General features: G+C 41.4%; 28 protein-coding genes. 22 read left to right on the forward strand and 6 right to left on the reverse strand.

Annotated elements, in window-relative coordinates; translation table 11 throughout:
- The first annotated feature begins 18 nt into the window (after window positions 1-18).
- The 4 genes from ACR65H_RS16715 (at window position 19) to ACR65H_RS16730 (ending at window position 3,387) form a co-directional block, all read left to right on the forward strand.
- Window positions 19-774: a phosphotransferase family protein gene (locus tag ACR65H_RS16715; protein ID WP_440501840.1), complete on the forward strand. Its 756-nt coding sequence runs from the start codon at window positions 19-21 to the stop codon at window positions 772-774.
- 25 nt (window positions 775-799) lie between these two features.
- Window positions 800-1,600: an alpha/beta fold hydrolase gene (locus tag ACR65H_RS16720; RefSeq protein WP_440501842.1), complete on the forward strand. Its 801-nt coding sequence runs from the start codon at window positions 800-802 to the stop codon at window positions 1,598-1,600.
- Window positions 1,601-1,644: 44 nt separating this feature from the next.
- Window positions 1,645-2,475: a hypothetical protein gene (locus ACR65H_RS16725; RefSeq protein ID WP_440501843.1), complete on the forward strand. Its 831-nt coding sequence runs from the start codon at window positions 1,645-1,647 to the stop codon at window positions 2,473-2,475.
- Between the two features lie 240 nt (window positions 2,476-2,715).
- Window positions 2,716-3,387 carry a phospholipid phosphatase gene (locus ACR65H_RS16730; RefSeq protein ID WP_440501845.1) on the forward strand — a complete coding sequence of 224 codons (672 nt, stop codon included), beginning with the start codon at window positions 2,716-2,718 and terminating at the stop codon, window positions 3,385-3,387.
- Between the two features lie 606 nt (window positions 3,388-3,993).
- Here the strand turns inward: ACR65H_RS16730 and ACR65H_RS16735 are convergent.
- From ACR65H_RS16735 to ACR65H_RS16750, 4 genes are all read right to left on the reverse strand, one after another.
- Window positions 3,994-5,370 carry an MATE family efflux transporter gene (locus ACR65H_RS16735; protein ID WP_440501846.1) on the reverse strand — a complete coding sequence of 459 codons (1,377 nt, stop codon included), beginning with the start codon at window positions 5,368-5,370 and terminating at the stop codon, window positions 3,994-3,996.
- Between the two features lie 22 nt (window positions 5,371-5,392).
- Complete coding sequence (locus ACR65H_RS16740; RefSeq protein ID WP_440501848.1) at window positions 5,393-5,872, reverse strand: DUF6530 family protein; 480 nt, start codon at window positions 5,870-5,872, stop codon at window positions 5,393-5,395.
- A 291-nt stretch (window positions 5,873-6,163) separates the two neighbouring features.
- On the reverse strand, window positions 6,164-6,775 hold the full coding sequence (locus ACR65H_RS16745; RefSeq protein WP_440501850.1) for an FMN-binding negative transcriptional regulator: 612 nt from the start codon (window positions 6,773-6,775) through the stop codon (window positions 6,164-6,166).
- 97 nt (window positions 6,776-6,872) lie between these two features.
- Window positions 6,873-7,745, reverse strand: a complete 873-nt coding sequence (locus ACR65H_RS16750; protein WP_440501852.1) for a hypothetical protein — start codon at window positions 7,743-7,745, stop codon at window positions 6,873-6,875.
- A 117-nt stretch (window positions 7,746-7,862) separates the two neighbouring features.
- On the opposite strand from ACR65H_RS16750, the gene ACR65H_RS16755 reads away from it, so the two are divergent.
- From ACR65H_RS16755 to ACR65H_RS16785, 7 genes are all read left to right on the forward strand, one after another.
- Complete coding sequence (locus tag ACR65H_RS16755; RefSeq protein WP_440501854.1) at window positions 7,863-8,390, forward strand: nucleoside deaminase; 528 nt, start codon at window positions 7,863-7,865, stop codon at window positions 8,388-8,390.
- Between the two features lie 104 nt (window positions 8,391-8,494).
- The gene (locus ACR65H_RS16760; RefSeq protein ID WP_440501896.1) at window positions 8,495-8,875 is read left to right on the forward strand and encodes a DoxX family membrane protein; all 381 of its coding nucleotides are present in this window, start codon (window positions 8,495-8,497) and stop codon (window positions 8,873-8,875) included.
- 286 nt (window positions 8,876-9,161) lie between these two features.
- Entirely contained in the window at window positions 9,162-9,800 is a 639-nt protein-coding gene (locus tag ACR65H_RS16765; RefSeq protein WP_440501856.1) for a FusB/FusC family EF-G-binding protein, read from the forward strand.
- A 188-nt stretch (window positions 9,801-9,988) separates the two neighbouring features.
- Entirely contained in the window at window positions 9,989-10,489 is a 501-nt protein-coding gene (locus ACR65H_RS16770) for an RNA polymerase sigma factor (RefSeq protein ID WP_440501857.1), read from the forward strand.
- Entirely contained in the window at window positions 10,479-11,219 is a 741-nt protein-coding gene (locus ACR65H_RS16775; protein ID WP_440501859.1) for a hypothetical protein, read from the forward strand. The genes ACR65H_RS16770 and ACR65H_RS16775 overlap by 11 nt, the downstream gene beginning before the upstream one ends.
- A gap of 266 nt (window positions 11,220-11,485) precedes the next feature.
- On the forward strand, window positions 11,486-11,854 hold the full coding sequence (locus tag ACR65H_RS16780; protein WP_440501898.1) for a DUF1259 domain-containing protein: 369 nt from the start codon (window positions 11,486-11,488) through the stop codon (window positions 11,852-11,854).
- Window positions 11,855-11,923: 69 nt separating this feature from the next.
- Window positions 11,924-12,853, forward strand: a complete 930-nt coding sequence (locus tag ACR65H_RS16785) for an AraC family transcriptional regulator (protein WP_440501861.1) — start codon at window positions 11,924-11,926, stop codon at window positions 12,851-12,853.
- Window positions 12,854-12,858: 5 nt separating this feature from the next.
- Here the strand turns inward: ACR65H_RS16785 and ACR65H_RS16790 are convergent, their stop codons facing one another.
- Window positions 12,859-14,091, reverse strand: a complete 1,233-nt coding sequence (locus tag ACR65H_RS16790; RefSeq protein WP_440501862.1) for an MFS transporter — start codon at window positions 14,089-14,091, stop codon at window positions 12,859-12,861.
- Window positions 14,092-14,178: 87 nt separating this feature from the next.
- Between ACR65H_RS16790 and ACR65H_RS16795 the strand changes: the two genes are divergently transcribed.
- The 4 genes from ACR65H_RS16795 to ACR65H_RS16810 all read left to right on the forward strand — a co-directional run bounded on the left by ACR65H_RS16795 (window position 14,179) and on the right by ACR65H_RS16810 (window position 18,145).
- The gene (locus ACR65H_RS16795; RefSeq protein ID WP_440501863.1) at window positions 14,179-14,334 is read left to right on the forward strand and encodes a winged helix-turn-helix domain-containing protein; all 156 of its coding nucleotides are present in this window, start codon (window positions 14,179-14,181) and stop codon (window positions 14,332-14,334) included.
- A gap of 152 nt (window positions 14,335-14,486) precedes the next feature.
- A complete protein-coding gene (locus ACR65H_RS16800) occupies window positions 14,487-15,206 on the forward strand; it encodes an ABC transporter ATP-binding protein (protein ID WP_440501865.1) in 720 nt (239 codons plus the stop codon).
- The gene (locus tag ACR65H_RS16805) at window positions 15,175-17,637 is read left to right on the forward strand and encodes an FtsX-like permease family protein (RefSeq protein WP_440501866.1); all 2,463 of its coding nucleotides are present in this window, start codon (window positions 15,175-15,177) and stop codon (window positions 17,635-17,637) included. Before ACR65H_RS16800 ends, ACR65H_RS16805 begins: the two co-directional genes overlap by 32 nt.
- Before the next feature lie 4 nt (window positions 17,638-17,641).
- Window positions 17,642-18,145, forward strand: coding sequence for a PadR family transcriptional regulator (locus ACR65H_RS16810; RefSeq protein ID WP_440501868.1), 504 nt, complete (start codon window positions 17,642-17,644; stop codon window positions 18,143-18,145).
- Window positions 18,146-18,221: 76 nt separating this feature from the next.
- Here ACR65H_RS16810 and ACR65H_RS16815 read toward each other — a convergent pair whose 3' ends face one another.
- A complete protein-coding gene (locus tag ACR65H_RS16815; protein WP_440501869.1) occupies window positions 18,222-19,097 on the reverse strand; it encodes a LysR family transcriptional regulator in 876 nt (291 codons plus the stop codon).
- A 229-nt stretch (window positions 19,098-19,326) separates the two neighbouring features.
- Here ACR65H_RS16815 and ACR65H_RS16820 point away from each other — a divergent pair, with 229 nt between their 5' ends.
- The 7 genes from ACR65H_RS16820 (at window position 19,327) to ACR65H_RS16850 (ending at window position 26,979) form a co-directional block, all read left to right on the forward strand.
- Window positions 19,327-19,917: an ankyrin repeat domain-containing protein gene (locus ACR65H_RS16820; RefSeq protein ID WP_440501871.1), complete on the forward strand. Its 591-nt coding sequence runs from the start codon at window positions 19,327-19,329 to the stop codon at window positions 19,915-19,917.
- 96 nt (window positions 19,918-20,013) lie between these two features.
- Window positions 20,014-21,261, forward strand: a complete 1,248-nt coding sequence (locus ACR65H_RS16825) for an amidohydrolase (RefSeq protein WP_440501872.1) — start codon at window positions 20,014-20,016, stop codon at window positions 21,259-21,261.
- On the forward strand, window positions 21,258-22,469 hold the full coding sequence (locus ACR65H_RS16830; protein ID WP_440501874.1) for an amidohydrolase: 1,212 nt from the start codon (window positions 21,258-21,260) through the stop codon (window positions 22,467-22,469). Before ACR65H_RS16825 ends, ACR65H_RS16830 begins: the two co-directional genes overlap by 4 nt.
- A gap of 166 nt (window positions 22,470-22,635) precedes the next feature.
- Window positions 22,636-24,045: a SulP family inorganic anion transporter gene (locus ACR65H_RS16835; protein ID WP_440501876.1), complete on the forward strand. Its 1,410-nt coding sequence runs from the start codon at window positions 22,636-22,638 to the stop codon at window positions 24,043-24,045.
- A 13-nt stretch (window positions 24,046-24,058) separates the two neighbouring features.
- Window positions 24,059-24,472, forward strand: coding sequence for a universal stress protein (locus ACR65H_RS16840; protein WP_440501878.1), 414 nt, complete (start codon window positions 24,059-24,061; stop codon window positions 24,470-24,472).
- A gap of 417 nt (window positions 24,473-24,889) precedes the next feature.
- Complete coding sequence (locus tag ACR65H_RS16845) at window positions 24,890-25,684, forward strand: SDR family NAD(P)-dependent oxidoreductase (RefSeq protein WP_440501900.1); 795 nt, start codon at window positions 24,890-24,892, stop codon at window positions 25,682-25,684.
- Between the two features lie 32 nt (window positions 25,685-25,716).
- A complete protein-coding gene (locus tag ACR65H_RS16850) occupies window positions 25,717-26,979 on the forward strand; it encodes an MFS transporter (protein WP_440501879.1) in 1,263 nt (420 codons plus the stop codon).
- Window positions 26,980-26,988: the final 9 nt, after the last annotated feature.

The following is a 26,988-nucleotide window of genomic DNA, read 5'->3' on the forward strand; positions in this document are numbered from 1 at the left end:
TTGCTTGGGGGATAATAAATGATTTTAGGGAATCCAATTGCTATTGGAAACACCGCGAAGATTTATCTTCACAAAAACAAGATAGTGAAAGTGTTTAATGAGTATTTACCTGATACTGAATCGGCTTATGAGGCGAATAAACAACGATTTGCTCATTCATGTGGACTTTCCGTTCCGAACGTTTTAGACGTCACGATAATAGATGGAAAGCAAGCGATTGTCATGGAATATATCGAAGGGAAAACTATTGGGGAGCTGTTTTTTGCAAACAGGAATCAGGCGGAGTATTACATAGACCTTTCCATTGATATACAGCGAGAAATCCATCAGATCCATGCCGATTCCCTCGAACCGATGTCACAAAAATTACGTCGGCAACTTGAGTCTGCCCCTTCTTTGCATCCAAAGCAGAAAGCGGAGCTCATACAAAAATTGGATTCAATGTCTTATGAAAACAGGCTTTGCCATGGGGATTTTCATTTATACAATTTGATAATGTCGAATGATAAAGTGACGATTATCGATTGGGTGGATGCGAGCGTGGGAGATATCCGTGCTGACGTGTGCCGGACGTATCTTTTGTATTCAGAACTGTCGGGGGAAGTCGCCGAACTTTATTTACGGTTGTATTGTGAAAAAAGCGGATTGTCTAAAGATGAAATTTTGCAATGGTTACCGATCCTTGCGGGAGCTAGGTTAGCTGAAAATGTATCAGACGAAAGTGCCGAACGTTTATTGGATATTGTGAATCTGTACTGTCCTTCGGTTGAATAAACAAGGTGGAAGTAGGTGAACTGTAATGGCTGTAGTGGAAAAAATTCTAGAAAAGAATCAATGCCCTATCCATTATTGGATTACACCCGAACATAAAGGACCATGGCTTATTTTTCTACACGGGGCCGGTGCTGATCATAGAATGTTTAGTGAGCAAATCAATGAACTCGATCCTAGGTACGGAATAATGATGTGGGATGCGAGAGGACATGGTCGATCTAGGCCGATGGGCGATGAATTCAGCATAAAACTGCTCGTTGAAGATTTACTGGCCATTATGAAGAATGAGGGGATTGAAAAAGCGACTTTTATCGGGCAATCTATGGGAGGGAATACGGCGCAAGAGATGGTCTTTTATTATCCTGACAAAGTAGAGAATCTTGTTTTGATTGACTGTGCATGTAATACGTGGAAGCTTTCCGTTGTAGAGAAATTGTCGATCCAGATGGCGCCTTTTATCGTTAAACTTTATCCGTGGAACGCCATGATTGCACAAAGTGCTCGTGCAAGCGCGGTGAAATTGGAAGTGCAGGAGTATCTGAAAGATGCTTTTTCAAAGGTTGGAAAAAAAGATTTTTCGAAATTTTTTCTCGAAACAGCAGCTTGTTTACACTTTGAGAAAGACTATCGAATTAATAAGCCGATGCTTCTTGTGTGCGGAGAACACGATGACACGGGAAATATCAAAAAGACGGCTCCACAATGGGCGAAGCAAGAGCCATATTGTGAGTTTCATTGGATTAAAGATGCAGGGCACTGTTCCAACCAAGACAACCCAGTTGCTTTTAATGAATTGTTTGGGCAGTTTTTACGGGAGTTTACGTAATTGCCTATTCAGGGATAGCATTTTGAATGTTATGGGGGATTTTGATGGAGAAGATGATGAAGAACGAATATGGCTCTCTTACGATTCCTAAGGAAGTATTCAAGTTGATTCAACTGGAGGAAGAGTTGGCAAGGGAGGGCGAGACGCTCGATACAATCGGCTTCATACCGATCGTTCAAGAATTTGCATATCCGATCACACCGATTGACCTCATTCCGTTTGCCAGTACAGGAGGGAATGGAATTCACTTTTGTTTTCTCACTGATTTTGGGCGGATTACAGATTTAAGTGAAGCCCCGATTGCATGTGTCTCACCTACGAACGACCCGCCTATTCGACTAGTGGCACCAACGATACGGGAGTTTTTAAATATGGCTTCTTCGGTGCCCCATGTCGAACTGATTGAAACATGCTGGCCGTGGAACGACATGGAGATGGCCGAAGGCATACTGGAAGAATATCGTTCGGATGAATACCAGAAGAAGAGGGATAAGCTATTGATTCGCTTACGAGAAACGTTTCCTAGCGATGAAGTAGATGTTGCGGAATGTGTTCACCGAACTCTCCAGGAACGGAACAGCAAGATTATCCTTCCCACGTATGATGGACTTGGCGTTGTACCGACCGGTGATGTCCGCACTACTAGACGCTACGATTTTAATCCGGAACGGAGTCAGGATGAAGAGGAACTTACGAATATTCGAAGCTTTTTGAGCGACGCGAATACGGTAGAGAAACTGGGGTTCATCCGCGATGCCTCTTACTGGTATATTCTCTCATCGGATTATGACGTTCAAATTATGAAGTTGGTGTGCGAGATTTTGGAAGATCTCCAATTGGAAGATGAAATAAATAGGTTTGCATTCAGAAACTAAATTGTTAGGGTGCCTGTGCAGCAATCAATTCTTTATGCACTACAATTGCATAAAATAAATGAGGAAACCAACCGTTTTAACATTCGGTTGGTTTCTTTGTGCATTACTATTACTTTTGTTGAATTGTCATAAATGTGTGGTGCACAGGTACCAAATTATCGACACTGAATTCCCAAATGGACGGAGGTTGACAAGAGCAGCTTAAGGGAACAACAAACTATATATAGAAAGGAGTCGCATATGGATCAGATACTTTACATGCTATTTACCTTCGCATATATTGCGTTACTAATTTGGGGATTAAAAGGTGTCGATGCACAAGAGTTTAGCAAATGGACGAGTGTAGTCTATCTTGTCATTATTGCCCTCATCTATGACAATGGTATTTTAGCCATCGGTCATTGGGTCGGAGAAGGGGCATTATTAGAAAGCTTAAATGCAGTTAGGTTTTGGACGCATGCCGTTGTTACACCATTATTAGCGATCTTCTCTATTGGAACGTTACGGGAAATCGACGTTTCTTGGGCGAGGAAAACGTGGGTTACCATTCTTTCCATCCTCTACACCATTGCAGCCATCATAATTGAAATCGTGCTTGTCACTGCAAACCTTCAATTACAAGTTGAAAAAGAATATGGGGTTGTCAGTTATTCATCTGCCGAATCACCTAGTGGACCGCCAATGATGATTCTCCTCATTACCTTTGCTATGCTCCTTGCCAGTGTGGTGTTGTGGAAGAAGACGGGATGGGCCGTGTTTTTCATTGGTGTGTTCATTATGACAATCGGCAGTGCGATCCCGTTTAATGTTGGCAGTAATGCCGTTACGAACTTGTTTGAATTGATTTTGTTGACATCGTTAGTTTGGACAAAGAGGAAGCTAATCCAGGGAGAGCTACATGTGAAAAAGTAAAGAAAGAATCCTACCAGAAATATAGATGGTTTATTTTTTATGGCTGGCAACATAATTTACCTTCGCCTTTTTCAAGCGCAGATGTTAGACTATCAAGCACTCCTAACCAGGCCATTTGATACCAGATAATTGCTTCATTCCAATCCTCAGTGTCTTTAAATCCAATATGTCAACAATTACCTTTGCAGACGAATCATGGATTGATTCGAAACTTACATTAACAATTGTTAATTCATTTTCATTGTTCATCAATGTCGCGAATTGGTCCGGACCTTTCCTCGTAAGTTGCAGCTCTTTTTCGTGAATAAGTTTTGTGATATTACACCCTCTAGTATTCATACCTTCACGATTTTCAGGAATAGAATAAAGTTCGAATGCGCCGTCTGATTTAGGCTCTACAACTGTTTTAAGGTGCGAACCATTCAGAAACTCTGTCAGAGATAGTCCAGGCCTACCAAACTAAATGTTATAGTGCATTAATCGTTAATTCTTTGCTAATTGCTTTATCATTTGTGGTAGTTGTCAAAAGAATCTCTCCTTTTTTGTAAGCACCTTACTTAATCGTCAAGCGATTATCGAACTCCTTCTTCAGTAGCCATGCTTAAATTAATCACGCAGCATAACTTGCAACGTTTTCTTTTTCCATTTCATTTGGAAATACGTATATTGGGCAATGAAGTTGACGCAAAACGTGATTGCGTATGCTGCCCAAACCCCATTCAATTCGAGGGACGTATGGTGGGATAGGAAATACGCGACAGGTACTTCGCATGCCCATATCGCAAGGACCAAAAAGATCGTCGGCCAAAGGACAACGCCAGTTGCACGCATCGTGGCAGTTACTGTTTGCATATGCCCAAAGATAATATAACTCCAAAACGTAATGAATAAATAATTTTTCGCGATGGAAAGGGTTTCGGCATGATCGATGAATAGTCCTAAAATCGGTTGTGCAAACAGATACATGATGCCGATGATTATGCCACCTAGTATATAGTTCAGACGCACACTAATCTGGCGTATTTTTTGAATCATCTCTGTGGAGCTTGCACCAAGGGCCTGCGCAACGAATACGGATGTGGCGATGGCGATGCTCATCGCCGGCATTTGGGCGTACCCACCGACCTGATTGACGACGCCGTAGGCAGCAGTTGCACTGGAACCATAAACGTTCACGAATCCGATTATTGCAATTTCCGCAACTGAAATCGCGACCATACTAATGCTGGACGGTATTGCCAGCTTCAATAATGATGATAAAATATCCTTCTTTAATCTAAAGTATTGCAACACGGTTTTATCCAACCGCAAACTATGTTGTGTCTTGTGTAAATATACGAGAAGCAATAGAAGCGTTATTAGATTCGACAGAACTGATGCATACGCAGCTCCATTCAAACCTAATTCAGGCAAACCGAACCATCCGAACATGAGGATAGGGAGGAATGTAATATTTGCTACAACGCTAATGACGAGGAAAATGAAAGGCGTCTTTGAATCGCCAACACCTCGCAAGAACGTTGTGTACACCATATAGATGAACATGATTGGCAGTGTGAAAAATAAAATACGTGCATACGAAACACTTTGTGCAAATATGTTTTCCGGAGTTTGCATAATGCGCAAAATCGTCTCGATGAAGACGCCCCCGAAAATGGCCACTACGATTGATAACAAAGTCGTCGCAGCTAATGTCACTCCGACGACTTGCTTCATTTTATCAATATTGCCCGCGCCAAAAGTTTGTCCGACCAATATCGAACTTCCAGAACCGATGCCGATCGCAAAGGCCATCAGGAAAAAGAAGAAGGGGAAGAACGCAGATATTGCTGCTAGAGCATCCACGCCTAAATGTCTCCCCACTAAAAACATCCCAAAGATCTGCCCGAGGGATTGTAAAATATTCGCGAACATAATAGGCAATAGAAAACTAATGAATGCTTTCTTTAATGCCTTTTCATCGCGTACTAACGTTTCTTTCATAAAAAATCCTCATTCCTCCAGATTAATAACCCATTTCCTTCAACACGCGTGACAATGTACGCAAACGCTCGCCAATCAGTTCACCGTCATTACTTAACGCTTGATTGAACAATTGGATGTCTTCTTTGATTTGATCATTGTCCGTGCATACTTCAACAGTCATCGCATCCCCTTGCAACCCTACGCGTTTAATGACCGGGTTTTCGGGATCATATAAATCTTCATAGCGATATGCTTCTTTGAAGTGAAGCTGTGCCTCACATACTAAAATGGCGAGATCTAGAACCCGATGAATCGGAAGTTCTTCAGACTGGCGAGACCATTTCCCCCCCGTATGCCGCCACACTTTAGCTGAAATATCCACTTTCCCACGGTCGTTCCATTGTGCTAGCCCAAGCGAAAGTCCTTGAGCATCCGTTTTGTAAGCTGTCCGCCCATCAATACTTGCGTAGTTCTCAGTGACAATAACAGGTTTATGCTTCAAATGAGTTGGTATTTTCATTTTCATTTCTCCTTTACTTATTTACTAAATTACTGCTTTAGTAAATATAATACGGTTTTTGATTGATGTCAATAAAGATGTTATCTGAGTATTAGTAACGAGTATCGGCGAGATTTATGTTGGGACAAGCATGAGGTTGCTCTTGCAGTAAATCATTTCTACAAAAGCACTTGTTTAACCGACTGAAACTTGATACTGGCATATCCGATCTTTAAGCGAGTTACTTTAAAGATTTAATTCAAAAAGGAGTGAGCTTATTAAATCTTAAAGCAACACTCCTTTTCCTATGAGTTATTTTGGCTTCCTGTTCTTCATCACATCTGCCATTTGACGAGAATTAAGGTCATCTTCCTCATTCAACTTATTGATAATGTTGTTGTAGTCTTCCTCATTTCGATTTTGGCTTAATTTATAGGCAGCTTGAATTTCTTGTATGTGAATTTTAAATCCAACAACACCTTTTATTTGTTTTTTCGTTTCGGAAGAAAGAGTTTCCCACAAAACTGCATTCTCGCGATGATGCTCGTATTTTTGTAATAACAGTGTAAGATCTTTTTCCAACTCCTCCTCACTCATCAAAGAAGCTGTTCCATATACATGCACTGCTTGGTAATTCCAAGTTGGTACATTTTCATGGTTATACCAAGAGGACGAAATATAAGCGTGTTGCCCTTGAAATATGATAAGGACATTCTCACCTTCAAACGTCTTCCATTGCGGGTTCGCATAAGCCATATGCCCCGTTATATAAAAAACTTCACCGTCTTTCAGTAACTGCATAGGCAAATGAGTGGCAGTAGGTTGTCCTTTTTCCGTCGTGACAATGATGCCAAACGAGTTTTCTTGAATAAAGTCCCAAACTTCATCGACAGAAGAGACTTTAAAATACTTAGGAATATACACAGCAATCCACCTTCCAAAAATTATTAGAGCGTTTTAGTTATTACATAATCAATAAAAAGAGTGGGCTCTTGTTACCGTTACGTAACGTGCCACTCCTTTATCTATCATTTTTTTCCTCAACCTCGAAGAATAAATAATACGGTTGTTTATCGAGCTCTTTCAATTGCAATTGGAAATCGAATTCATCTCGCTGTTTTTCGTTCATTGGCAAGACGTAGAACGGGATGTTTTTAGTATGCGCAAGCTCTTCCATTCTGTTTCCTTTCGCGAGACTGCCGTCATCGAGCCAGAGACGATACGTAATTTGCTCATCGTATTCGGTAATAAAGATCAATCTCCATGCAAAGTACGTTTCATCCGTCGGGTCGCTAATCGCGGCATGTTTCACGTATGGCTGGACGACAATCTCGATGATATCATCGAACGGCACGATTTGTTCCTTGCCGTTCCAGTGATGGGTTACAAGTCCGTCAACTTCATGCACACCACGATAGTCAGCCCACATCATATATTGATAACCCGCATATATACCCGTAACAACAACTGCAGCAATCGCAATTACACTTTTAATCCTTCGCGTTGTTTCATAAAAAGGGAAGGCAAACAATAATAATAAAACGAGGATGAAGCCGATAGAAAGGCCGCCTATATTATCAGACGCAATCGTTTCGAATAACACAAAATGACTGTTGGAAAACGTCTGCTCTTTCAAGTCCTCGTAACCTTCAAAGGAAAGTAGGAGGGCTGGAACGAGGACGACAACATAGATATACGCCCATAACCATCGGAAACCGTTTTCCTTCGCCTTCCTTACATTAGTCCTTACAATCTGTCCAACCGCATAAATCGGTAAGCTAATGACAAAAATGCCAAATACCGATGCTGCAAAGTCCTCTTCTAATGTGACGATACCACCTAAGGCAATGAACAGACTGAAGATGATTAGTACAATTCCAAATCTCCTTCTCATACACTCACCTCTACCACTATTACGTGGCGGTGTACCGAGAAGATTCAATTGTTTTAAAATTAAGCAGGATTTGCTAGCCAACGCACAGAAGTAAATGGTAAAAGGAGTCGATTGAAAATGATTACTGACGTAGATAAAGCGTTTCTACAAATGGCGTTAGAAGAGGCAGAGCAAGCGCTAAACGAGAATACATATCCTGTCGGGGCAATCCTCGTGGATGATCAATTCAACGTCATTGCAAAGGGGCGAAATCGGGTGCATACGTATAAAGACGCTACAGCGCATGCGGAAATTGAAGTGATTCGCAATGCAGGAGAGGCGATCTTTGACGCGAAAATACATAATAAATCGTTCACACTGTATAGTTCGTTGGAGCCGTGTCCAATGTGTACGGGTGGAATTCTGTTTGCGAAAATCCAAAGAGTTGTCTGGTTGCTGAATGACGATTTAGGATTTGGCGCTTTTCAAAAGATGAAGGATGCTGCTATTTTTGAAGCTAAGTTTCATAAAATCGAGATGATTGCGGAGCCGGATGAAGAACTCAAAAGCCGGCAACTTAATCTCATGCGTCAATGGGAGAAGAGCTCTAATCATATTGCAAATTTACGTTACGCTAGTAATATAGCGACAACTTTTAGTAAATAATGGGCTCTTTCTTTACGTTCATCTTTTCGCACTTCACTTCGTAGGATAAAGAAGCATGGAAAGCGCCTAAATTCAGGGGATAGGAGGTGTGCAAGTTGGCAAAAGTGTCTTTGCATATAAGCCGGCTGTTTTTAGGCATCGTTTTTTTAGTCGCAGGATTGAACGGCTACTTTGTCATCTTCGGCTTGGAGCCGTTCATCGCAACGAGCCCTGAGGCAATGGCGTTATTCGAATTTACATATCTTCTCATCGTAGAAAAATCAGTAGAAGTTATTTGTGGGATCTTGTTGCTAGTAAACCGCTTCATTCCAATGGCCATTGCAATACTAACTCCAATCGTCGTCAACATCTTATTACTCCATCTGTTCCTCGATCATTCATTACTACTTCTCGCCGTCCTGCTTGTCATTGCTCTTGGCTATTTGCTGTTCTCTTACAGAAAGAACTTTCTTGGAATAGTGGAGAGGAAAGCAGATCCCTCTTAAATAGCCCCGGAAGTGCGAGTGCAACAAAAATTCTTGTCTCGAAAAACAGAAAGCTGTATCATAATTGACGTAGCATCGATACGGCTACATATCGGGAGGTGATGTGAAGATGGCAAAACAAATGGCATTGCCAGCTTCTAACAAAACTCATGCAAAGCCGAATGAGGAAAAGGCGATACTTTGCATGGGGCGAATGGACGTTTAATCGCCTATAGGAAGGTTTCCATTTCTGAGTTGAACGCTTTGCGCTTTGTTTACGTACTCAAAAACAAAGGAGCTAACAGAAATGAAGAATGAACAATTTCTAAGAAACGATCAATATAATTTCATTAAAAGACAAGTACAACAACTCGTGAATGGCCACGCAACGGTGAATGACCAACATGTCATTGGCGCCCTTGAATCACTTTCTATTGAAAAAGTGACGGATTTGTTTACAGACGTGTCGGATGAGCAAAAAGAAATCCTTAACAAAATTGTAGAGATTGCGGATAAAGAAGAGGCAGAGCAATACTTATCCGATTTGGAATCCTTTATCATGCCATTCACCAAACCTTCGGAGCAAAGGCTGAAAAAGCTATTCCCGAAAGTGAAAAAAATGAAGCTGCCTGCAGATGGCTTGGACTATAAGAAAATGTCCTTTTTAAGTTTTGACGATATCGGAACGAAAAAGAGATATATTATTGCGCCGAGTCGAAAAGGCATGATTGGCCTTTTGGGCACTTACGATGAAATGAACGTCAAGCAAATATGCGCAATTTGCAACCGCTTGACGCATGTCTGCATGTTTATGACAAAAACAAAAGGTGAAATTCCAGGCACGTACACGAAAAAAGGCAATTACATTTGCCAAGATACAGAGGATTGCAATCACCATGTATGGTCTTTAGATAAACTATATGAGTTTGTTGATAACATTAAATAAGGTATTGAAGAAACCAGCCGGCCTCGGTTGGTTTTTTTTTGCTTATATAGATAAACTGAACGTATGAAGAGTACTTATGAAGGAAATGGAGAAATTAATTCTTTGAAATGAAAGGTATACATATTGTTTTTAAAAAAAGTCACCAACGAGCATCTTCAAGTGTGTTAGTAGTGAAAGGGGGTTGAGGGATGTTGCAACAAGTAGCTTGGTCGGATGAACTAGATGTAGAGCGAATCGTTGATACATACGGCAATATGCTGTTTAGGATATGTCTTGTTATGTTATCAAATGAGAAAGATGCGGAGGATGTCGTACAAGATACTTTTATTACGTATCTAACGAAATCTCCGACTTTCAACGATTCAGAACATGAGAAAGCGTGGTTGATCACGATTGCGACGAATCGCTGCAAGAATATGAGAAGGTACAATTTTATTCGTAAACATATGGATATCAGTGATGTGCAGCTATATTCCAAGGATGATGAGAACTATGGCTTGCTCGATCAACTTATGAAATTGCCAAATAGACATAAAATTGTATTGCTGCTTTATTATGTGGAGGGCTATAAAGTCGATGAAATAGCAAATATCCTTACTATTACAGTATCCGCTGTAAAAAAGCGATTACAACGGGGACGAGAGCTGCTTCGAGAAAGGTATCGAAAGGAGAATGAATATGGACTTTGAGAAGATTAAAGATGCTGTTAACTCTATTGAAATGTCAAAAGCTATGGAAGAACGTGTGAAAGAGAATATGGGAAAGAGAAAATCGGGACAAGTGCTTTTTAAAAGGTGGATTCCGATAGCAAGTGCGTTGGCGATCCTATTGGCAATCATGATGGGGATTCCTTATTTTAATAAAAATGGTGAGCTCCAAGTTGCAAATTTTGCAATCACGGCTTATGCATTGAGTGATGATGCGAATCAGCTGAATACAACGATTACATCAGAACAAGCTTCTATTGAATTAGCAACTGAAGATAGATTGGGGATTATGAGTATAGGCGGTGACGGAGATAGGTTAATCTTTACAGATGTTATGCTTAAAATAACTGGAGAACAGATTGAGTCAATTACGTATACAATGAGCCAAGGCAAGTTTGTGGAAGATGTTACATTTACATCTGAAAAGCATCCAGGCACTGAATGGTTACGATCGGAAAAGATAAATTTTGTTATTAGCGAACCTGGTTCAGGTGTATATGAAGGTATAAGGAATATCGGGAGAACGTACACAGTTGCCTATAATGAACAGGATAAATATAAATATACCCTTGCCATTCCTCACGACGGTAATAATGTAATAGTTGACGACGTAATCATCAACGTACTTGTGAAATATACAGATGGAAGCACAGAACAACAAGATATTGTTGTAACGCAAGAAGCAAATTCCATTTCATTGAAGCTTAAATAAATTGTGTCGGTGCCTGTGCAGTGCACTATTCAAATTATAAGCTACAATTGCATGAAATATATTGAGAAGTCAACCGTATCAACATTTGGTTGACTTCTTTCTGTATTTAAATAATTTCTAGTGAATTGTCATAAATGTGTGCTGCACAGGCACCTGGATTTTGGCACGTTTTCGGAAAGTGTTTCGTACGCTAAAGGGATAGTGAAAACGTGTAAGGGGGATTGGCAGTGGCTACTATTGAAAATTTATGTAAGCAATTTGGCGATATGTTGAATGGAGAAAGTAAGGTGGACAAAGGGGTTTGTACAGTATCGCTTCACCGGGCTTTTCACGCGACAGTTCAAGGGAAGGGGAGCACCAAAGTAATGCCCGCTAATGTGTCGTTTGAGTCACTTGATCAAAATGGCCGGGCGTTGAACTTGGTAGAAATAGCAGTTCTCCAAGAAGAAATTCCGGCATTTATGCAATCTCTGACGCAACAAGGGCTGATCGTTAGTGCATTGCATAATCATTGGCTCTACACGAATCCATTGATCATGTATATGCACATCCAATCCGTAGAGCCGCCTCTCGACTTCGCGAGAAAATTGGCTTATTCTTTCCAGTATTTGAGCAGCTACCCTATTGCAAAATAAGCGTCCCATACCTGAATTTGGTTCAAAGACACGTAACGCGTATAATTAGGAATACTAGACCAAACATTCATGAAGGCGGCGTTTACGATTCAACATATACATTTATTGCAAAAGGTCATCGATACGATTGAAGAACATATAAAGGAAGAGATCAAACCTGAAGAATTGGCGAAAATGACCGGGTACTCACCTTTCCATTTTTACAGGATCTTTCATCAGCATATCGGCTATACCGTTATGGATTATGTCGTAAAAAGGAAGCTGCAGCACGCATTATTCGAGTTGGTGAACGGTAAAAAAGTGATAGAGATTGCTCTCGACTACGGATTTGAAACCCATTCGGGATTTACGAAAGCGTTTAAACGAGTTTTTGGAAGTCCTCCAAGTTTATACCGGCTGCATTGTCCAACTTCATTGTCACCGAAACTGGATTTACTGAACTTGCGCCAAAAAGAAGTCGGCGGCATTGTGATGCAACCGAAAATTGTGCAGAAGGACGGCTTTACGATTGCTGGTAAAACATATGAAAGCAAGGTCGACAGCGTATTTTACACGAGGGATGCCCCTGCTTTCTGGGATCAGCGCATCGCGCCAGAAGAGGCAATTGAAACGATGTTGTATGAAAAGCTATCTCCGAAAAAGCACGGGGAATATTGCGTTAATCTGAATGAACGGGAAATGAATGATTCATTCACGTATTTATTCGCAGTCGATTGTGATCATGAAGATGCCCAATTACCAGAAGGTCTTACAAAGCTGCAAATAAAACCCGCGACATATGCCGTATTTAAAATTCCACCAGTAGATGTGGAGCGGTTCGTTCCGGCGATTAAAGGGACATGGAAATTCATATTGGAGGATTGGCTGCCACAATCGTCTTACGAAGTCGATGAACAAGGATATGATTTCGAGTACTATGATGAACTGTGCCACCACTGGCTGTACAAAAAAATCACAATGGAAATTTATGTGCCAATCAAAGAAAAAGACAAAGTGTGATCCATTCACACCTTGTCTTTTTTTAAGACGACCGTATACAGATACAAAACTGGCATGACGAAGCAGGCGCTTGCGACAATAGCGGTTTTCACTGCGAATCGTGATGCGATCACTCCAATGATCGGCCCGCCGCCAATTTGGCCGATGGCATCGACTTGGCCTTTTACCGAAAAGAAGGTCGCACGTGTCGAGGAATCGGGGATGATTTTATTCAGCCAAATATCCTCCAACGGATACATCACTTGCCTTGTCACTTCGACCAAGACGTAAAATAGTAGCAAACTGACGACAAGAGCTGAGTATGCGAAGCCGATGAGTGAAGCAACTATAAGAGCACTGCCTATGAAAAGGGCTACGTAAATATGTCTCAAATTCAAATGGATCATGCTTCGGTTCATAAAGTGAAGCACCGTGAACGAAAGTAAGACGACAATGAATTGAAGTCCGCCCATGAACAGGACTAACTTTTCGTTCGTTAATGAAGCTAGAGAAGACGCTTCAATAAAATGCGTCATCCATAAACGATCGAATCCTTCGCTGTACAATCCGATAAACAATGCAATGAGAAGCAGCATTCTCATGAGGAAACTCGCTTTGGCATACACAACGATTTTTTTCATATTCCCTTTCATGCTTTTCCACGCCGAAACCCTTTCGCCTGTCCGCAACGGTTTGAAGTTCTTCTCTTCCATGAAAAACAGTAAGTAAACGGCGAGCCCAAGCATGCAGATGCCGCCTATAATGATGGGCAAGTTAATCATAAAATAGCCCGTCAATATACTCAGAGGAATGGCAATGATTTGCCCAAGTTTCCCAAACTTCGCTCCTCTAATAAATGCAAGAGACGCCCGTTCTTCCCCGATTTCATCAGCAATCCAAGCCTGTTGAGCCCCACTTGTAAACGTATAGCCGATGCCCCATGCGATTTGAGAGAAAATGACAGCGGCAAATAAAGGGAAAATCCCTTCCATCATAAATCCGAATCCGATTAAGAAATAGCCGATGATGAGTGAAAGCTTCCGGCTTTTGACGTCTGCAATTACTCCGGTCGGGATTTCAAATAGGAAAACCGTCAGCTCCAATACGGTCCCAACCAAAACGAGCTGAAGCGGATCGAGCTTCACGACTTGTACATGATACAGCAAGTTCACGGTAAAGATAAAAGTGAAAAACAGTTGTGATAAAAAGCAAGTGAATAAGTAAACTGCATATGGATCTTTCTTGTTGAATGTTCTCATAATCTTCCCCCTCGACCTAATTATAGGGAAAGGGCATTCTGGCATCTGTTCCAAATTTGCGGTTTTGAGTATTTGAAGGAGAATGGCTTGGATTCATTTGGTGATACATCAACCGTTGTTGTTCACATTAAACGACTGCGAGAAAAGATAGAATTCGATCCGAAAAACCCAGTATTTCTAGAAACGATCTGGGTTCTGGATATCGATTTAATAATAATTGAAATTTGTCAAAAGCATATTTAGATCCGATGAAAATATGTACTTAGTATATGATTTCATCGGGTTTTTTATTGTTGTTCCAACTGTTAATTAATGAATTTTAGCGATATACAACTATTTCTCTTTGACAAACTATATACTTAGTATATAATAAATCGAGAATGGGAGGAATTCATATGATTAAAGTTAGCAATCTACAAAAAGAATTTTTGAATGGGCAAGAGCCAACACAAGTGTTAAAGGGTGTAAATTTACATATTGAAGAGGGAGAATTCGTAGCGATCATGGGACCAAGTGGCTCCGGAAAAAGTACGTTGCTCCAATTGCTTGGAGGTCTCGATGTACCGACTGATGGAGAAATTGAAATCGATCATGCACCAATACATGACATGAAGGAAAGGGAACGAACAGTTTTCCGGAGAAAGAAACTGGGCTTCGTATTTCAAAATTATCAATTGCTTCCCAACTTGACGGTCGAAGAAAATATAGCGTTTCCCCTTCATGCAGACGGAAAACTAACGCCAGAAAACATTGAATGGATCCATGAGTTAACCCGATCTGTTGGATTAGAAGGATTGAATGGCAAGCGTGCGAATCTTTTAAGTGGAGGCCAACAGCAACGTGTCGCGATTGCACGAGCGTTAGCGAACCACCCAACCGTTTTATTGGCTGATGAACCGACAGGGAATTTGGATCGAGCCAGGGCGGAGGAAATCCTCGTTTTGCTGTCCACTTTTCATCGTAAAAACAAACAAACGATTGTAATGGTGACTCATGATATTTTTGCGGCTGGATTTGCGGATCGCATCATTCTCTTTAAAGATGGAATCATCGATCAAGTTATCTCTAGGGAGGATAGTGACTATGCTAAGTATTTGGCGAATTTCATGGCGTAACATGACGCAAAACAAAAAAAGGTTATTCTTCACTTTACTTGCGATGGTTTTAGGAACGGCTTTTGTAACGTCCATGTTAATTGCCGACAAAACGACGGATGATGTGTTTGATTACTATGAGCAAATGTATGTGGCGAATGCGGATTATTGGGTTTTAAGTGATGACTATACATTCCCTGAAGATCTGATTTCACCTATCCTCCGTGAACCCATTGTGTCAAACTCATTGCTTGCGCTTGATAAGCAAGCTTTCTTCGAGCTTGCGGATGATCGGTCCCTCAGTCAAAGGGCCGTGCGAATTACAGGGGTGAGCGATCAAAGCAGTCCTTTACTAACACTTCCGGTCATTGAAGGTAAGTTGGATAATGAAGGACTCGTCGTCCCAGAACCGGTCGCAGACCTTTTAGGTAAGGGTGTCGGAGATACAATTCAGTTTACCGGAATGGGGGAAGCACAAATTTCCGCCATCGTCGAGTACACCCAACTACTAGCAAGTCCCTCCAATTGGGAACGGGCTGAATCGACTAGTTTTCGTGTAATGGCTCCTCTTTCATTACTTAGAGAATGGACTGGAAAACAGGATGAAATCACTTATATGCGATTTCAAGTGGAAGGGGATGGAGAGGAACTTTTTAACACTTTCCAGCAAAACTTCCAAGGAACGAGCGCATATATTGAACCGGTCGTTGCGGATGACTTACAGAGCAATGACATCGGTGGGCTTTACACGTTTTTCTATTTAATCGCCGGTTTATCCATTTTCATAAGTGGGTTTATCGTTTTTAACATGATCTACACAAGTGTGATTGAGAGAAAAAAAGAATTTGCTATCATGAAAAGTCTCGGTTATACGCAATCTTCCGTTTCCAAGCTTGTATTGATTGAAATGACGCTATTGGCATTTATCGGTACTGCGATTGGCGTACCGCTTGGAATTTGGCTTGGAGATCTGTTCATGAAAGCTCTTCTCGGAGTATTTGAATTCGATATGGTTTATACATTGAATTGGGAAATGCCTTCATTAATAGGTGTTCTCATCGGTTTGTTATTTCCGATTGTATTTTCTCTCTTCCCAATCTATTATGCGGGAAAGACTTCAATCTTATTAACAATGAAGATGGCAGATCGTACGACTTCCACATCGAAACGGCATTATGTAAAAGCGTTTTTCGGCGTCGCGCTCCTTTTACTGGGAACAATCGATCACCCTGTTTCCTATGCAGCGATTATCGCAGGAGCTATTCTTTTATTCCCGTACCTGTTAAATGGTCTCAGTACACTCATGAAACCGGTGTTTGTTACCTTTTATAAGTATCCCGGTACATTGGCGTCCCGTAATGTTACGCAACAATTAAACCGAAATGGAAATACAGCGGCTATCCTAGCCATTGGTATAGCAGTTATTTTGTTGTTAAGCGCTGTAGTAGAATCTGCACCAAGAGGAATCGATAATGATATTAGAAGCACTTATGGCGGAAATATGAGAGTCAAATCAGAGGCGCCGTGGTCAGCTGAAGATATGGAAAAAATACTTTCGTATGGTGGCGTGACAAATGTTGAATCGTTAGCTGAGGCAAATCCTATTACATGGGAAACGATTGAAGGGCAAATGAGGCAATTCTCCGTTCTGGCGGTATGGGAAAACGGCCCTGCCATATATACTCACGAACAGGAAAAGGACATTACTAATCGTTTACGGCAAAATCCTTCCGTCCTGCTTGGCGAACGAGCTTTTGCTGAGTGGGGAGGTACAATTGGCGAAAGTATTGTCTTGAATACCCCGAACGGAAAACAGTCTTTTGAAGTGATCGGTGTTGGGAAAACATCGCATTATGCTGGTTATGTTGCTTTTATGGATGCTCTCGTCATGAATGATGTATTCGGATGGACAAACAGTTTTGATTTGCTGCTGTCCGTAGATAAGGAGTCGTATGATACAATACGGGATCAATTATGGACTGATTTTAGTAGCCACCTTTCCAAGGTAGAAACAGTTGAGGAGGAAATACAGTCGACAAGCTCCGCAATTTCGGGAATGAACGAGCTTCTCGTTGTCATGTTGGTCCTCGTCGTCGGGTTAGCTAGTATCGGTACAGCAAATACATTGTTGATGAATACGTTGGAACGCGTATCGGAGCTTGGAACGATGCGGGCCCTCGGGTTTACGAAACAGCAGATACGGAATATGATATTGGCTGAAGGCGTGCTCATTGGACTGGCAGGAGTGGTGGGAGGACTGGCAACAGGTATCCTATTAATCTTTTTGACAAGCAAATCACAGCTGATGGACGGGTTTCTATCTTTCCAACTGCCATATAGTGACATGTTGCTAGCAATAGTCGCAGGGGTTTTGCTAAGCTTGGCCGCAGCCTGGATTTCCAGTAAGAGTGCAAGTAAAATGGATATCCAAACATTACTCAAAGAAGGTTGATAAATTGTCAGTCAAGTACGGTATTTTAACGTTATTATACAAGCAAAAAAATCATGGGTATGAATTGAAGTTAGAATTGGATTCCCTGCTTGGCACGAAAGGAAAAATCAATCCGGGTCAAATCTATACGACTTTGGATCGTCTTATTCGCGATCAGCTTGTCTCTTCGGCGGGAATAGATCATCAGGAGAGAAAGTTATACGAATTGGAGCCAAAAGGCAAGGAAGAATTGGAAAAGTGGTTGCTGGAGCCGGTGCCTTACAACACAACAAAAGAGGATTTCTTCTTTAAATGGAGTTGTGCTCGCAAAATTCAGTTCCATGAAGAACAGCGGATGCTGGAGCAACAGAAAACGTTAATCATTCAAGAAGTGATGGAATTGACCCAATTAAAAACGGAATTTCTATTGGAGGGGGACGAAACGAAATATTTATTGACCACCGGCATGTTATTCCATTTAGACGCAGATTTAAACTGGATCAACCAAGTCGTAAACCGGAACCGTTGAAACTTAACCCAATTTCTCGATTTATTAAGGAGAAATTGGGTTTTTTAATGCAGTTCATTTAATAAAGAGGAGACCATTATACAGTCTGTATCATCTCTATAAAATTTTGAGCCGCCTTAGACAAGCTATGATCTTTGAGCCATATTAATCCGACTGATCCAGTCAACTCGGTTGCACTTGCTATACGATAAGCATTTATCGGATATCCTCCAAATCGATGAAGTAAGGTTTCTGGAACAATTGATGCAGCAAAGTCAGCTGTCACTAGATCCATTAAAAGACTAATATCAGAGCACTCCCCAACAATAGTAGGCTGTAATCTAAATCGGGAAAACGCTTCTAGAATTAAATAATGTACACCTAATCCCTCTGTACTTGGAAAAAGGAGAGGATATTGTTGAATATCAGTAAGTGATATTTCTTCATTACATGATGGAAGTTCTTTAGAGGTAATGAAATAAAATGGCTCGTTACATAGATGAAGTACAGAAAAGTCGTCCAATGGTAGTGGCAAGCGGATAATTGCCAATTCCACAATTCGGTCCCTGACTAATTGACAAAGATGTGAAGATTCATTTTGTTGAATTTTATATGTAATCTTCGGGAATTGTTTTTGAAATTGCTCAAGAACCTCAGGCAGTCCGCGAACAGAAAAGGTGTTGACTCCAATCGTGAGCCTTCCATTTACGCCTTTACCGACTTCCATTACTTCTGTTTTCGTTTTCTCCAACAATTGAGTTATTTCTAAAGCATTTTTGTATAGAGCATTCCCTGCCTCTGTCACTTCCAAATACTTTCCGCTTCGCTCGACTAATTTTGAACCGAGCTCCTTCTCCATCGCTTTCAATTGCTGGCTTAATGGCGGTTGGGACATATGAAGTCTTTTAGCAGCGGCAGAAATCTTCCTTTCTTCTACAATCGCAATGAAATAGCGCAGTTGCCGAATATCCATCATTAACATCCTTTTCATTAGGTATATGCAAAACGTTAGTAGAACCAATTTTATTAATATTTTTCATATAAATAACCTAATGATAACATGGAGATATAGGAGGTGCAGGGCTATTTTGAAGCTGAAAGTGATATGTATGAGTTTCCTTGTAGTTATGCTTACTGCATGTAGCACGGCTCCAAACTCCGAGGAAAGTTCACCTATACAAGATAAAGAGGAGGGAACTGCTATGGAACAACAGCTAATCTCTGCAGCAGCAGAAGGAGACACAAAAACCGTTTTAGAACTATTGGAAGACGGAGCAAATATTAATGCGCAGAATAACCAAGGCGTTACAGCCGTAATGGCAGCGACGCAAAAAAACAAAGTAGATACAGTTAAGGTACTTATCGAACAAGGCGCAGACATAAACATTCAAAATAACAATAAGGATAATGTGCTTTTATATGCTGGAGCAGAAGGATTGCTTGAAATTGTGAAGCTTGCTATTCAAGCTGGTGCAGACACAACAATTACAAATCGTTTTGGTGGAACTGCGCTCATTCCGGCTTCAGATCGAGGACATGTGGATATTGTGGAAGAGCTTGTAAAGAACTCTGACACGGACGTGAATCACCTTAATAACTTACATTGGACTGCATTGTTGGAGGCTGTTATTTTAGGAAATGGAAGGGAGAACTATCAACAAATCGTACAATTACTAGTTGACCATGGTGCTGATGTCAATATTACTGATAGAGATGGAGTTACACCATTAGAACATGCGGAAAAACGTGGATTTAAAGAAATTGAACGTATTTTGAAAGAAGCAGGTGCGTAATAATTTTATCGTGATAAACTATGTTTATCATTTTAGGGAGAGTTTTCATTCTATTTTGAACTCCAGGGATGGATTTATCAAAGGGGAGAGATTGTTTTGACTTTATTACTAAAGAATGTGCGTTTGGAAACAGGGTATTTGTATGATCAAACGTTTGTCACGGCGACAGAAACGAAAATAGTTGATGTATTGATCGAAAATGGAAAGTTTGTTGAAATAGCTCCAACAATCGAAGCAAGCGATGCAGTTGTAATAGATGCCAAAAACCAATTACTCGTTCCATCGTTCAAAGAAATGCATACACATATTGATAAAACATATTTCGGTGGGGAATGGAAAGCGCCAACTCCAGCAACAGAGGGTATTTTTACTCGCTTAAAAGAAGAAGCGACTTTATTGCCAAAACAATTGGATGTAGCTGAAGAGAGAGCACATGCGATGGTGCAACATTATATAAAAAACGGACATACACATATTCGTACACATGTGAACGTTGACCCGCAAATTGAGACGAAACATATGGAAATCGTAAAGCGTGTTTTGGAAAGTTATGAAGATCAAATTACATATGAAATCGTTGCATTCCCACAACATGGTATTTTACGTAATGGACCAGAATTTTTAACAATCCTAGAAAAAGCATTACAAATGGGAGCGACCCATATTGGCGGGGTGGACCCTGCTTCAATGGATCGCAATAGTGGGGAAGTTTTAAAAACTACTTTTCAATTAGCTGAAAAATACGATGTTGCAATCGACATTCATTTACATGACCGAAACACTTTAGGTGAATTCGAAATCCTACAGATTGTGAATGAAATGGAACGAAGATCTTTTAATAAAGAAGTAACTCTCAGTCACGCATTCGCTTTTGCAGATTTACCACCACAAGCATTAGACAATCTAATCGATCGAGTGGCTGCACATAATATTAGAGTGACAACAACGGTTCCAATTGGCGCAGGCCCGATTACAATCCCTGTGAAGTATATGTATGATCGTGGCGTAAAAGTTTCTTTTGGGCATGATAGCCTCATCGATCATTGGTCTCCTTTTGGAAGCGGCGATACGATACAAAAATTAAATCAGTTTATCCAACGTTTTGGCTACATTGACGAGTGGCATATCGGACAGTCATTGAAATATGCTACAGGCGGATTAACACCATTAAATGACGAAGGCGAGCAACAGTGGCCAAAAGTTGGGGATACGGCCAATGCGCTACTTGTGGATGCAGTGAGCTCCGCGCATATGATTGCTAGACAGTGCCCTATTTCGACAGTGATTTCAAAAGGGAACATCATTCATGAAGAAGAGATAGAGCTTAAGGGGGAATTCCGATGAGCACATGGCTACGAAACGTTCGACTGGAAATTGGTGAAACAACGTATGAAGATGGCAGCATTCAAACCGTAACCGATTTGTTTCATATTCAAGTTTCGGAAGAAGGAATTCAGACGATCATTCCCGCAACTGAAAATGTGCCAGATGCTGATGCAATTGATATGGAAGGGAAATTAGCGCTTCCTGCATTCAAAGATATGCATAATCATTTGGATAAAACGTATCTCTCATTAGGGTGGAGGGCTTGTCGTCCTGTAAAAAGTTTATCCGAGCGATTGGCTTTTGAAGCTGCTGAGTTGGAGGAACTTGCTGAAACAGCGGAACAAAGAGCATCCGCCATGATTGAATTGCACTTGAGTAATGGTGTGAATCATATTCGAACGCATGTGAATATTGATCCCTTCATTAAATTGAAAAATTTAGAAGGCGTTAAAAAAGCACTGGAAGCTTATGATCAATATGTAACGTATGAAATTGTCGCGTTTCCTCAACATGGCTTGCTAGCTCATGAAGAAATGCCCGACTTACTAAGACAAGCATTGGAATCTGGTGCAACGATCTTAGGAGGACTGGACCCTGCAGGCATTGATAAAGATATCGAAAAATCATTGCAAGTCACGATGGATATTGCGAAAGAGTATGATGTCGATGTCGACATGCATCTGCATGATAGAGGACAAGTAGGTTTCTATACGATGGATAAATGGCTGGACATGGTGAAAGAACAAGACTTTAAAGGATCCACTGCTTTCAGTCATGCATTTGGTTTAAGTACATTGACGCCTCCTATGCAAAGGCAATTTACCAAGAAAATGAGTGAGCTTAATGTGGAGATTATGTCTACCATCCCTATTTCTATTAACTCTCAGCTCATTCCAATTGATATTATGCGAGCGGCAGGCGTTAAAGTTGCGTTAGGCTGTGACGGCTTTTTTGATTCTTGGAGCCCTTATGTTCCTGGAGATGTTTTGGAGAAAGTACATAACTTCTGTGACTATACAGGGAAATCAAGCGAACGGTCGTTACGCGAAAGTTTAAGCTTGATTACGAAAGGCGTCACACCTTTGAATCATGAAGGTGAACAAGTGTGGCCGATGGTTGGAGATGAGGCCAGTTTTGTATTTGTCGATGCCAGCTGCAGTGCAGAAGCGGTTGCAAGACTACCGAAAAACAGGAAGTTGATGCATAAAGGGAAATTGTACAAGTAAGATATAGGATAATTAATGTGAGAACCCAAACCACTTATGGTCTGGGTTCTTCTTTATTGAATCCACGCAGTTTTCACCCGAAAGCGGCTATTCTGTTATAATTAGGAACGATTCTTAACTCATCTATTGCAGGTATGCATGGACAACGATAGAGAGGAGACAACAGATGCATACTTTGAAACAACAATGGTTCGGCAATATCCGGGCAGATATATTGGCAGGAATCGTTGTAGGACTTGCACTTATTCCTGAAGCGCTCGCGTTCGCGTTCATCGTAGGAGTGGATCCGCGTGTTGCACTTTACGCTTCATTTGCAATTGCGGTCATTACTTCGTTCGTCGGCGGACGTCCGGGACTGATTTCTGCAGCGACCGGTGCGATGGCGTTAGTCCTCGTCAACTTGATGGCAGATCATGGCTTGCAATATGTATTGGCAGCCACGGTGTTGACCGGTATTATTCAACTAATTCTCGGAAGTCTCGGGGTTGCGAATTTGATGCGCTTCATTCCGAACTCCGTCATGCTTGGGTTTGTGAATGCACTCGGCATCATGATTTTCATCACCCAGCTGCCATATTTGCGGGGCCATGATGCCATGACAATTGTTTTTGCAATCGCGACATTAGTATTGGTATACGCGATTCCGCGTTTTATTAAAGCAATCCCCGCACCACTCATTGCGATTGTCGTCATGACAGGCATTGCGCTTATAAGCGGCGTATCGCTGCAAACAATCGGCGACTTAGGAAAGATGCCAAGTTCACTGCCGACATTTTTCCTTCCGGATATTCCGTTTAATTTGGAAACGTTGAAAATCATTTTCCCGTATTCATTGGCATTATCGATTGTCGGTTTACTCGAATCATTGCTTACTTCACAAGTGCTCGATGATATGACAGATACGCCGAGTGATAAAAATCGGGAGGCGCGTGGACAAGGGATCGCGAACTTCTTCACAGGATTTTTCGGTGGGATGGCAGGTTGCGCATTGATCGGCCAATCGATGATTAATATTAAATCGGGCGGCCGCGGGCGTCTTTCCACTTTTACGGCTGGTGTATTTCTCATGTTTTTAATTATCGTTTTAGGAGATGTCGTCGTTAACATTCCAATGCCTGTACTAGCTGGCGTCATGATCATGGTCGCTGCGACAACATTCAATTGGGGGTCGTTCAAATTCCTGAAACATGCGCCGAAAACGGAATCGATCGTCATGCTGATTACGGTCGCCATCATTTTATATACGCATAATTTAGCGATTGGTGTTGTTGTCGGTGTCATCTTGAGCTCGTTGTTTTTCGTCTCGAAAATATCTCGTGTGACTGTGACGAGAGATTCGGGCATATATAAAGTAAAAGGACCGTTATTTTTCGCGTCCACGACAAATTTCATCCAGTCATTTAAAGACGTAAAGGAAAAGGAAATCATTATCGACTTCGAAAATAGCCAGCTATGGGACGAATCTTCTGTCGGGGCTGTCGCCAAAGTGAAGCAGAAACTTGAGGAAGAAGGGGTGGCGGTGACAATCCGGGGCCTTAACTCGTCAAGTGAACAGCTATATGAGAAGTTACTTTAAGGGAGGAATGTTCATGAAGATCGCCGTAGCCATCGATGGGTCGGAAAATGCGCTGCGTGCCGCAAAACATGCAATTACGCTCGCTCAACATTTTCCGGAAGCACAATTGGAGTTCATTTATGTGGCGGATTACAATAAAGCGAAAGACGAACGGCTTTTATCGCAAAGCGAAGAAAGCCTCCTGCTGAAACGGAAGCATAAAGTGGACCCCGTTTTGGAATTGGCACAAATAGCCGGCGTGACATCGAAAATGACGATGCTAAAAGGGGAACCGAGCCAGGAAATCATCAAATACGTAAACGACAAAGCAATCGACCAACTCGTCATCGGCAGCAGAGGCTTAAACACATTCCAAGAAATGATACTCGGCAGCGTCAGCCATAAAGTCATGAAACACGTAGACTGCCCCGTAACAGTTGTGAAATAAAATTCCGGTGCCTGTGCAGAAAACTATTCAGTAAATACACTACAATTGTATATTTTTTTTGAGAAGTCAACTGAATCAACAATCAGTTGGCTTCTTTTTGTATTGTTATGCTTTTAGTCGAATAGTCATAAATGTATGATGCACAGGCACCTGCCGGAAGCTTGTTATAAGACACTTTGTTAAGTGAAGATGCTGTTCTATGTAAGAGGGCGCCATTTGTCAATAGAAAAAGTGCGTTTTTTTCGCTTTGGAAAAAACTTCTGTCACAAAATAGTCTTTTTTGGTTGCTTTTTCACTGATAGTTTATTACTATTTTAGTTGAGAAATAATTAGTCATCTAACTATTAGAAGATATAAATGAATTGCTGCAAGGGTTTTAGCTCTACATTTCTAAGCGGGAAGAAAGGAATGACAAAGATGGGCAGAGTGGAAAATAAGGTAGCGCTAATAACAGGCGCTGCTTCAGGGATAGGGTTATCTTCAGCACAATTATTGGCGAAAGAAGGCGCAAAAGTCGTCTTGGCGGACTTCAATGAAGAAGGCGCAAAAAACGCAGCTGAAGAGATTCGTGCGCAAGGCGGGGAAGCAGTCGGTATCTTTTTAGATGCAGGTGACGGAGAATCAATCAAGCATGCGATTGAGCATACGGTCAATCATTATGGAAAAATCGACATCCTTTACAACAATGTCGGCTTGACGAATATCCGTAAAGACTTGGACATTGTCAATATCGATTTGGACGAATGGGATCGATTGATGAATGTGAACTTGAAAAGTGTCCTTATAGGTTGCAAGTATGCAATTCCACATATGATTGAAAACGGCGGCGGCTCAATTATTAACACCGCTTCTATGGCAGGCTTTTTCAGTGATGCAATTCGCGTTGCGTACGGAGCGTCAAAAGCTGGCGTCGTCAATATGACAAAATATACAGCGACACAATATGGAAAACACAATATCCGTTGTAATGCAGTAGCTCCTGGATTGATTTTGACACCGGCAGCGAAAAACAATATGTCTGAGGAATTATTAAATGTCTTTGCGAAATACAATGCATTGCCTTACCACGGAGAAGCGGATGATATCGGAAACACTGTCCTATTCTTAGCATCTGACGAATCGAAGTTCATTACCGGACAGACGATCCAAGTCGAAGGTGGCCATTACCTCGCAAACCCGACGGTCCCGGACTTCAAGGCAATGTTTGAGTAATTTATATTTGCAAGTTAGGAAGGAAAATAAAAATGAAGCAGAAGTCTAAATTTCATTATGCATGGTGGATTCTAATAGCGCTCAGTATTATCGTAGGGATTGGAAAAGGAGCAGTTAATAATACTGCTGGTCTATTTCTAACGAGCGTAACAAATGATCTCGGTTTCGGGATGGGAAAGTTATCTCTATATTTTAGTGTTTCTGCAGTCGTGACGATGATCTTTTTACCAATTGGCGGAAAGCTCATGGCGAAATATGATACACGTTTGATTTTGTCGATCGGTATTGTGTTTCAAGCAGGAGCTTATGCATTATTCGGTTTGATGAGCTCCGTGTGGGGCTGGTATGCATTGGCGATTCCTTTGGCGGTAGGCGGTGTATTCATTACTGTCATTGCAGGACCCGTCATCATTAACCAATGGTTCAAAAAGAGCAATGGGCTTGCATTAGGTGTGTTGAGCGCAGTCGGCGGTGGAGTCGGTGCAATCGCACAACCAATTGCAGCAAGTTTAATTGATGGGCTCGGCTGGCGCTCCGCTTATATGATTATCGGTGGTGCAGCAATCATTATTGTCGTGCCAATTGCCATGTTACTCATTAAACGCTCTCCTCAAGCGCACGGTGTGTTACCATACGGCGCAGATGACGTGACAGGGCAAGAAAATCAGCAATCTACTGGCGAAGAGGCCGGCATTGATATGGCTACAGCGAAGAAATCGACAGCTCTTTACGCATTGATGCTCTTCTTCTTTTTTGTCACATCAATTGCAAGCTTCTCGATGCACATTCCGACATATCTAACCAATCAAGGATTTGATATTACATTTGCAGGGAATGTAATGGGTACGTACATGCTCGGAATTTTAATAGGGTCGCTTATACTTGGCTTCCTTGTCGATAAACTTGGATCGAAATATACGGCAATTCTAGCGATGGTTTGTGGAATTATAGCAATCAGCTTACTCCTTTTCGCGAATAATAGTACAACGATCATCACATTTGCCGTTGGTCTTTTCGGGTTGGTCAGTTCTTCAATCGGTATTATTGCACCAGCATTGGCTTCGACGATTTTTGGTAAGAAAGCGTATAGTGAAATTTACTCTACAGCTTCTATAGGTCTTGCAGTAGCATCCATTATTGCATTACCGGCTTACGGTTTCGTGTACGATGCGACAGGCAGCTATATGTCAGTTCTTTATGCGCTCATTATTATGCTAGTCATCAATATTGGCTGTGTATTCGTCGCATTTAACGATAAAAGGAAGTTGGTTGAACAAGGTTTTTGGACAGAATGATGAGGTACG

Source organism: Sporosarcina sp. SAFN-015 (assembly GCF_059415085.1).

Bases quoted from the DNA above. Each gene is read 5' to 3' on its own strand.
- ACR65H_RS16715 (WP_440501840.1), top strand. From the start codon at position 19: ATGATTTTAGGGAATCCAATTGCTATTGGAAACACCGCGAAGATTTAT.
- ACR65H_RS16720 (WP_440501842.1), top strand. From the start codon at position 800: ATGGCTGTAGTGGAAAAAATTCTAGAAAAGAATCAATGCCCTATCCAT.
- ACR65H_RS16725 (WP_440501843.1), top strand. From the start codon at position 1,645: ATGGAGAAGATGATGAAGAACGAATATGGCTCTCTTACGATTCCTAAG.
- ACR65H_RS16730 (WP_440501845.1), top strand. From the start codon at position 2,716: ATGGATCAGATACTTTACATGCTATTTACCTTCGCATATATTGCGTTA.
- ACR65H_RS16735 (WP_440501846.1), bottom strand. From the start codon at position 5,370: ATGAAAGAAACGTTAGTACGCGATGAAAAGGCATTAAAGAAAGCATTC.
- ACR65H_RS16740 (WP_440501848.1), bottom strand. From the start codon at position 5,872: ATGAAAATACCAACTCATTTGAAGCATAAACCTGTTATTGTCACTGAG.
- ACR65H_RS16750 (WP_440501852.1), bottom strand. From the start codon at position 7,745: ATGAGAAGGAGATTTGGAATTGTACTAATCATCTTCAGTCTGTTCATT.
- ACR65H_RS16755 (WP_440501854.1), top strand. From the start codon at position 7,863: ATGATTACTGACGTAGATAAAGCGTTTCTACAAATGGCGTTAGAAGAG.
- ACR65H_RS16765 (WP_440501856.1), top strand. From the start codon at position 9,162: ATGAAGAATGAACAATTTCTAAGAAACGATCAATATAATTTCATTAAA.
- ACR65H_RS16770 (WP_440501857.1), top strand. From the start codon at position 9,989: ATGTTGCAACAAGTAGCTTGGTCGGATGAACTAGATGTAGAGCGAATC.
- ACR65H_RS16775 (WP_440501859.1), top strand. From the start codon at position 10,479: ATGGACTTTGAGAAGATTAAAGATGCTGTTAACTCTATTGAAATGTCA.
- ACR65H_RS16780 (WP_440501898.1), top strand. From the start codon at position 11,486: ATGTTGAATGGAGAAAGTAAGGTGGACAAAGGGGTTTGTACAGTATCG.
- ACR65H_RS16785 (WP_440501861.1), top strand. From the start codon at position 11,924: ATGAAGGCGGCGTTTACGATTCAACATATACATTTATTGCAAAAGGTC.
- ACR65H_RS16790 (WP_440501862.1), bottom strand. From the start codon at position 14,091: ATGAGAACATTCAACAAGAAAGATCCATATGCAGTTTACTTATTCACT.
- ACR65H_RS16800 (WP_440501865.1), top strand. From the start codon at position 14,487: ATGATTAAAGTTAGCAATCTACAAAAAGAATTTTTGAATGGGCAAGAG.
- ACR65H_RS16805 (WP_440501866.1), top strand. From the start codon at position 15,175: ATGCTAAGTATTTGGCGAATTTCATGGCGTAACATGACGCAAAACAAA.
- ACR65H_RS16815 (WP_440501869.1), bottom strand. From the start codon at position 19,097: ATGGATATTCGGCAACTGCGCTATTTCATTGCGATTGTAGAAGAAAGG.
- ACR65H_RS16820 (WP_440501871.1), top strand. From the start codon at position 19,327: ATGGAACAACAGCTAATCTCTGCAGCAGCAGAAGGAGACACAAAAACC.
- ACR65H_RS16830 (WP_440501874.1), top strand. From the start codon at position 21,258: ATGAGCACATGGCTACGAAACGTTCGACTGGAAATTGGTGAAACAACG.
- ACR65H_RS16835 (WP_440501876.1), top strand. From the start codon at position 22,636: ATGCATACTTTGAAACAACAATGGTTCGGCAATATCCGGGCAGATATA.
- ACR65H_RS16840 (WP_440501878.1), top strand. From the start codon at position 24,059: ATGAAGATCGCCGTAGCCATCGATGGGTCGGAAAATGCGCTGCGTGCC.
- ACR65H_RS16845 (WP_440501900.1), top strand. From the start codon at position 24,890: ATGGGCAGAGTGGAAAATAAGGTAGCGCTAATAACAGGCGCTGCTTCA.
- ACR65H_RS16850 (WP_440501879.1), top strand. From the start codon at position 25,717: ATGAAGCAGAAGTCTAAATTTCATTATGCATGGTGGATTCTAATAGCG.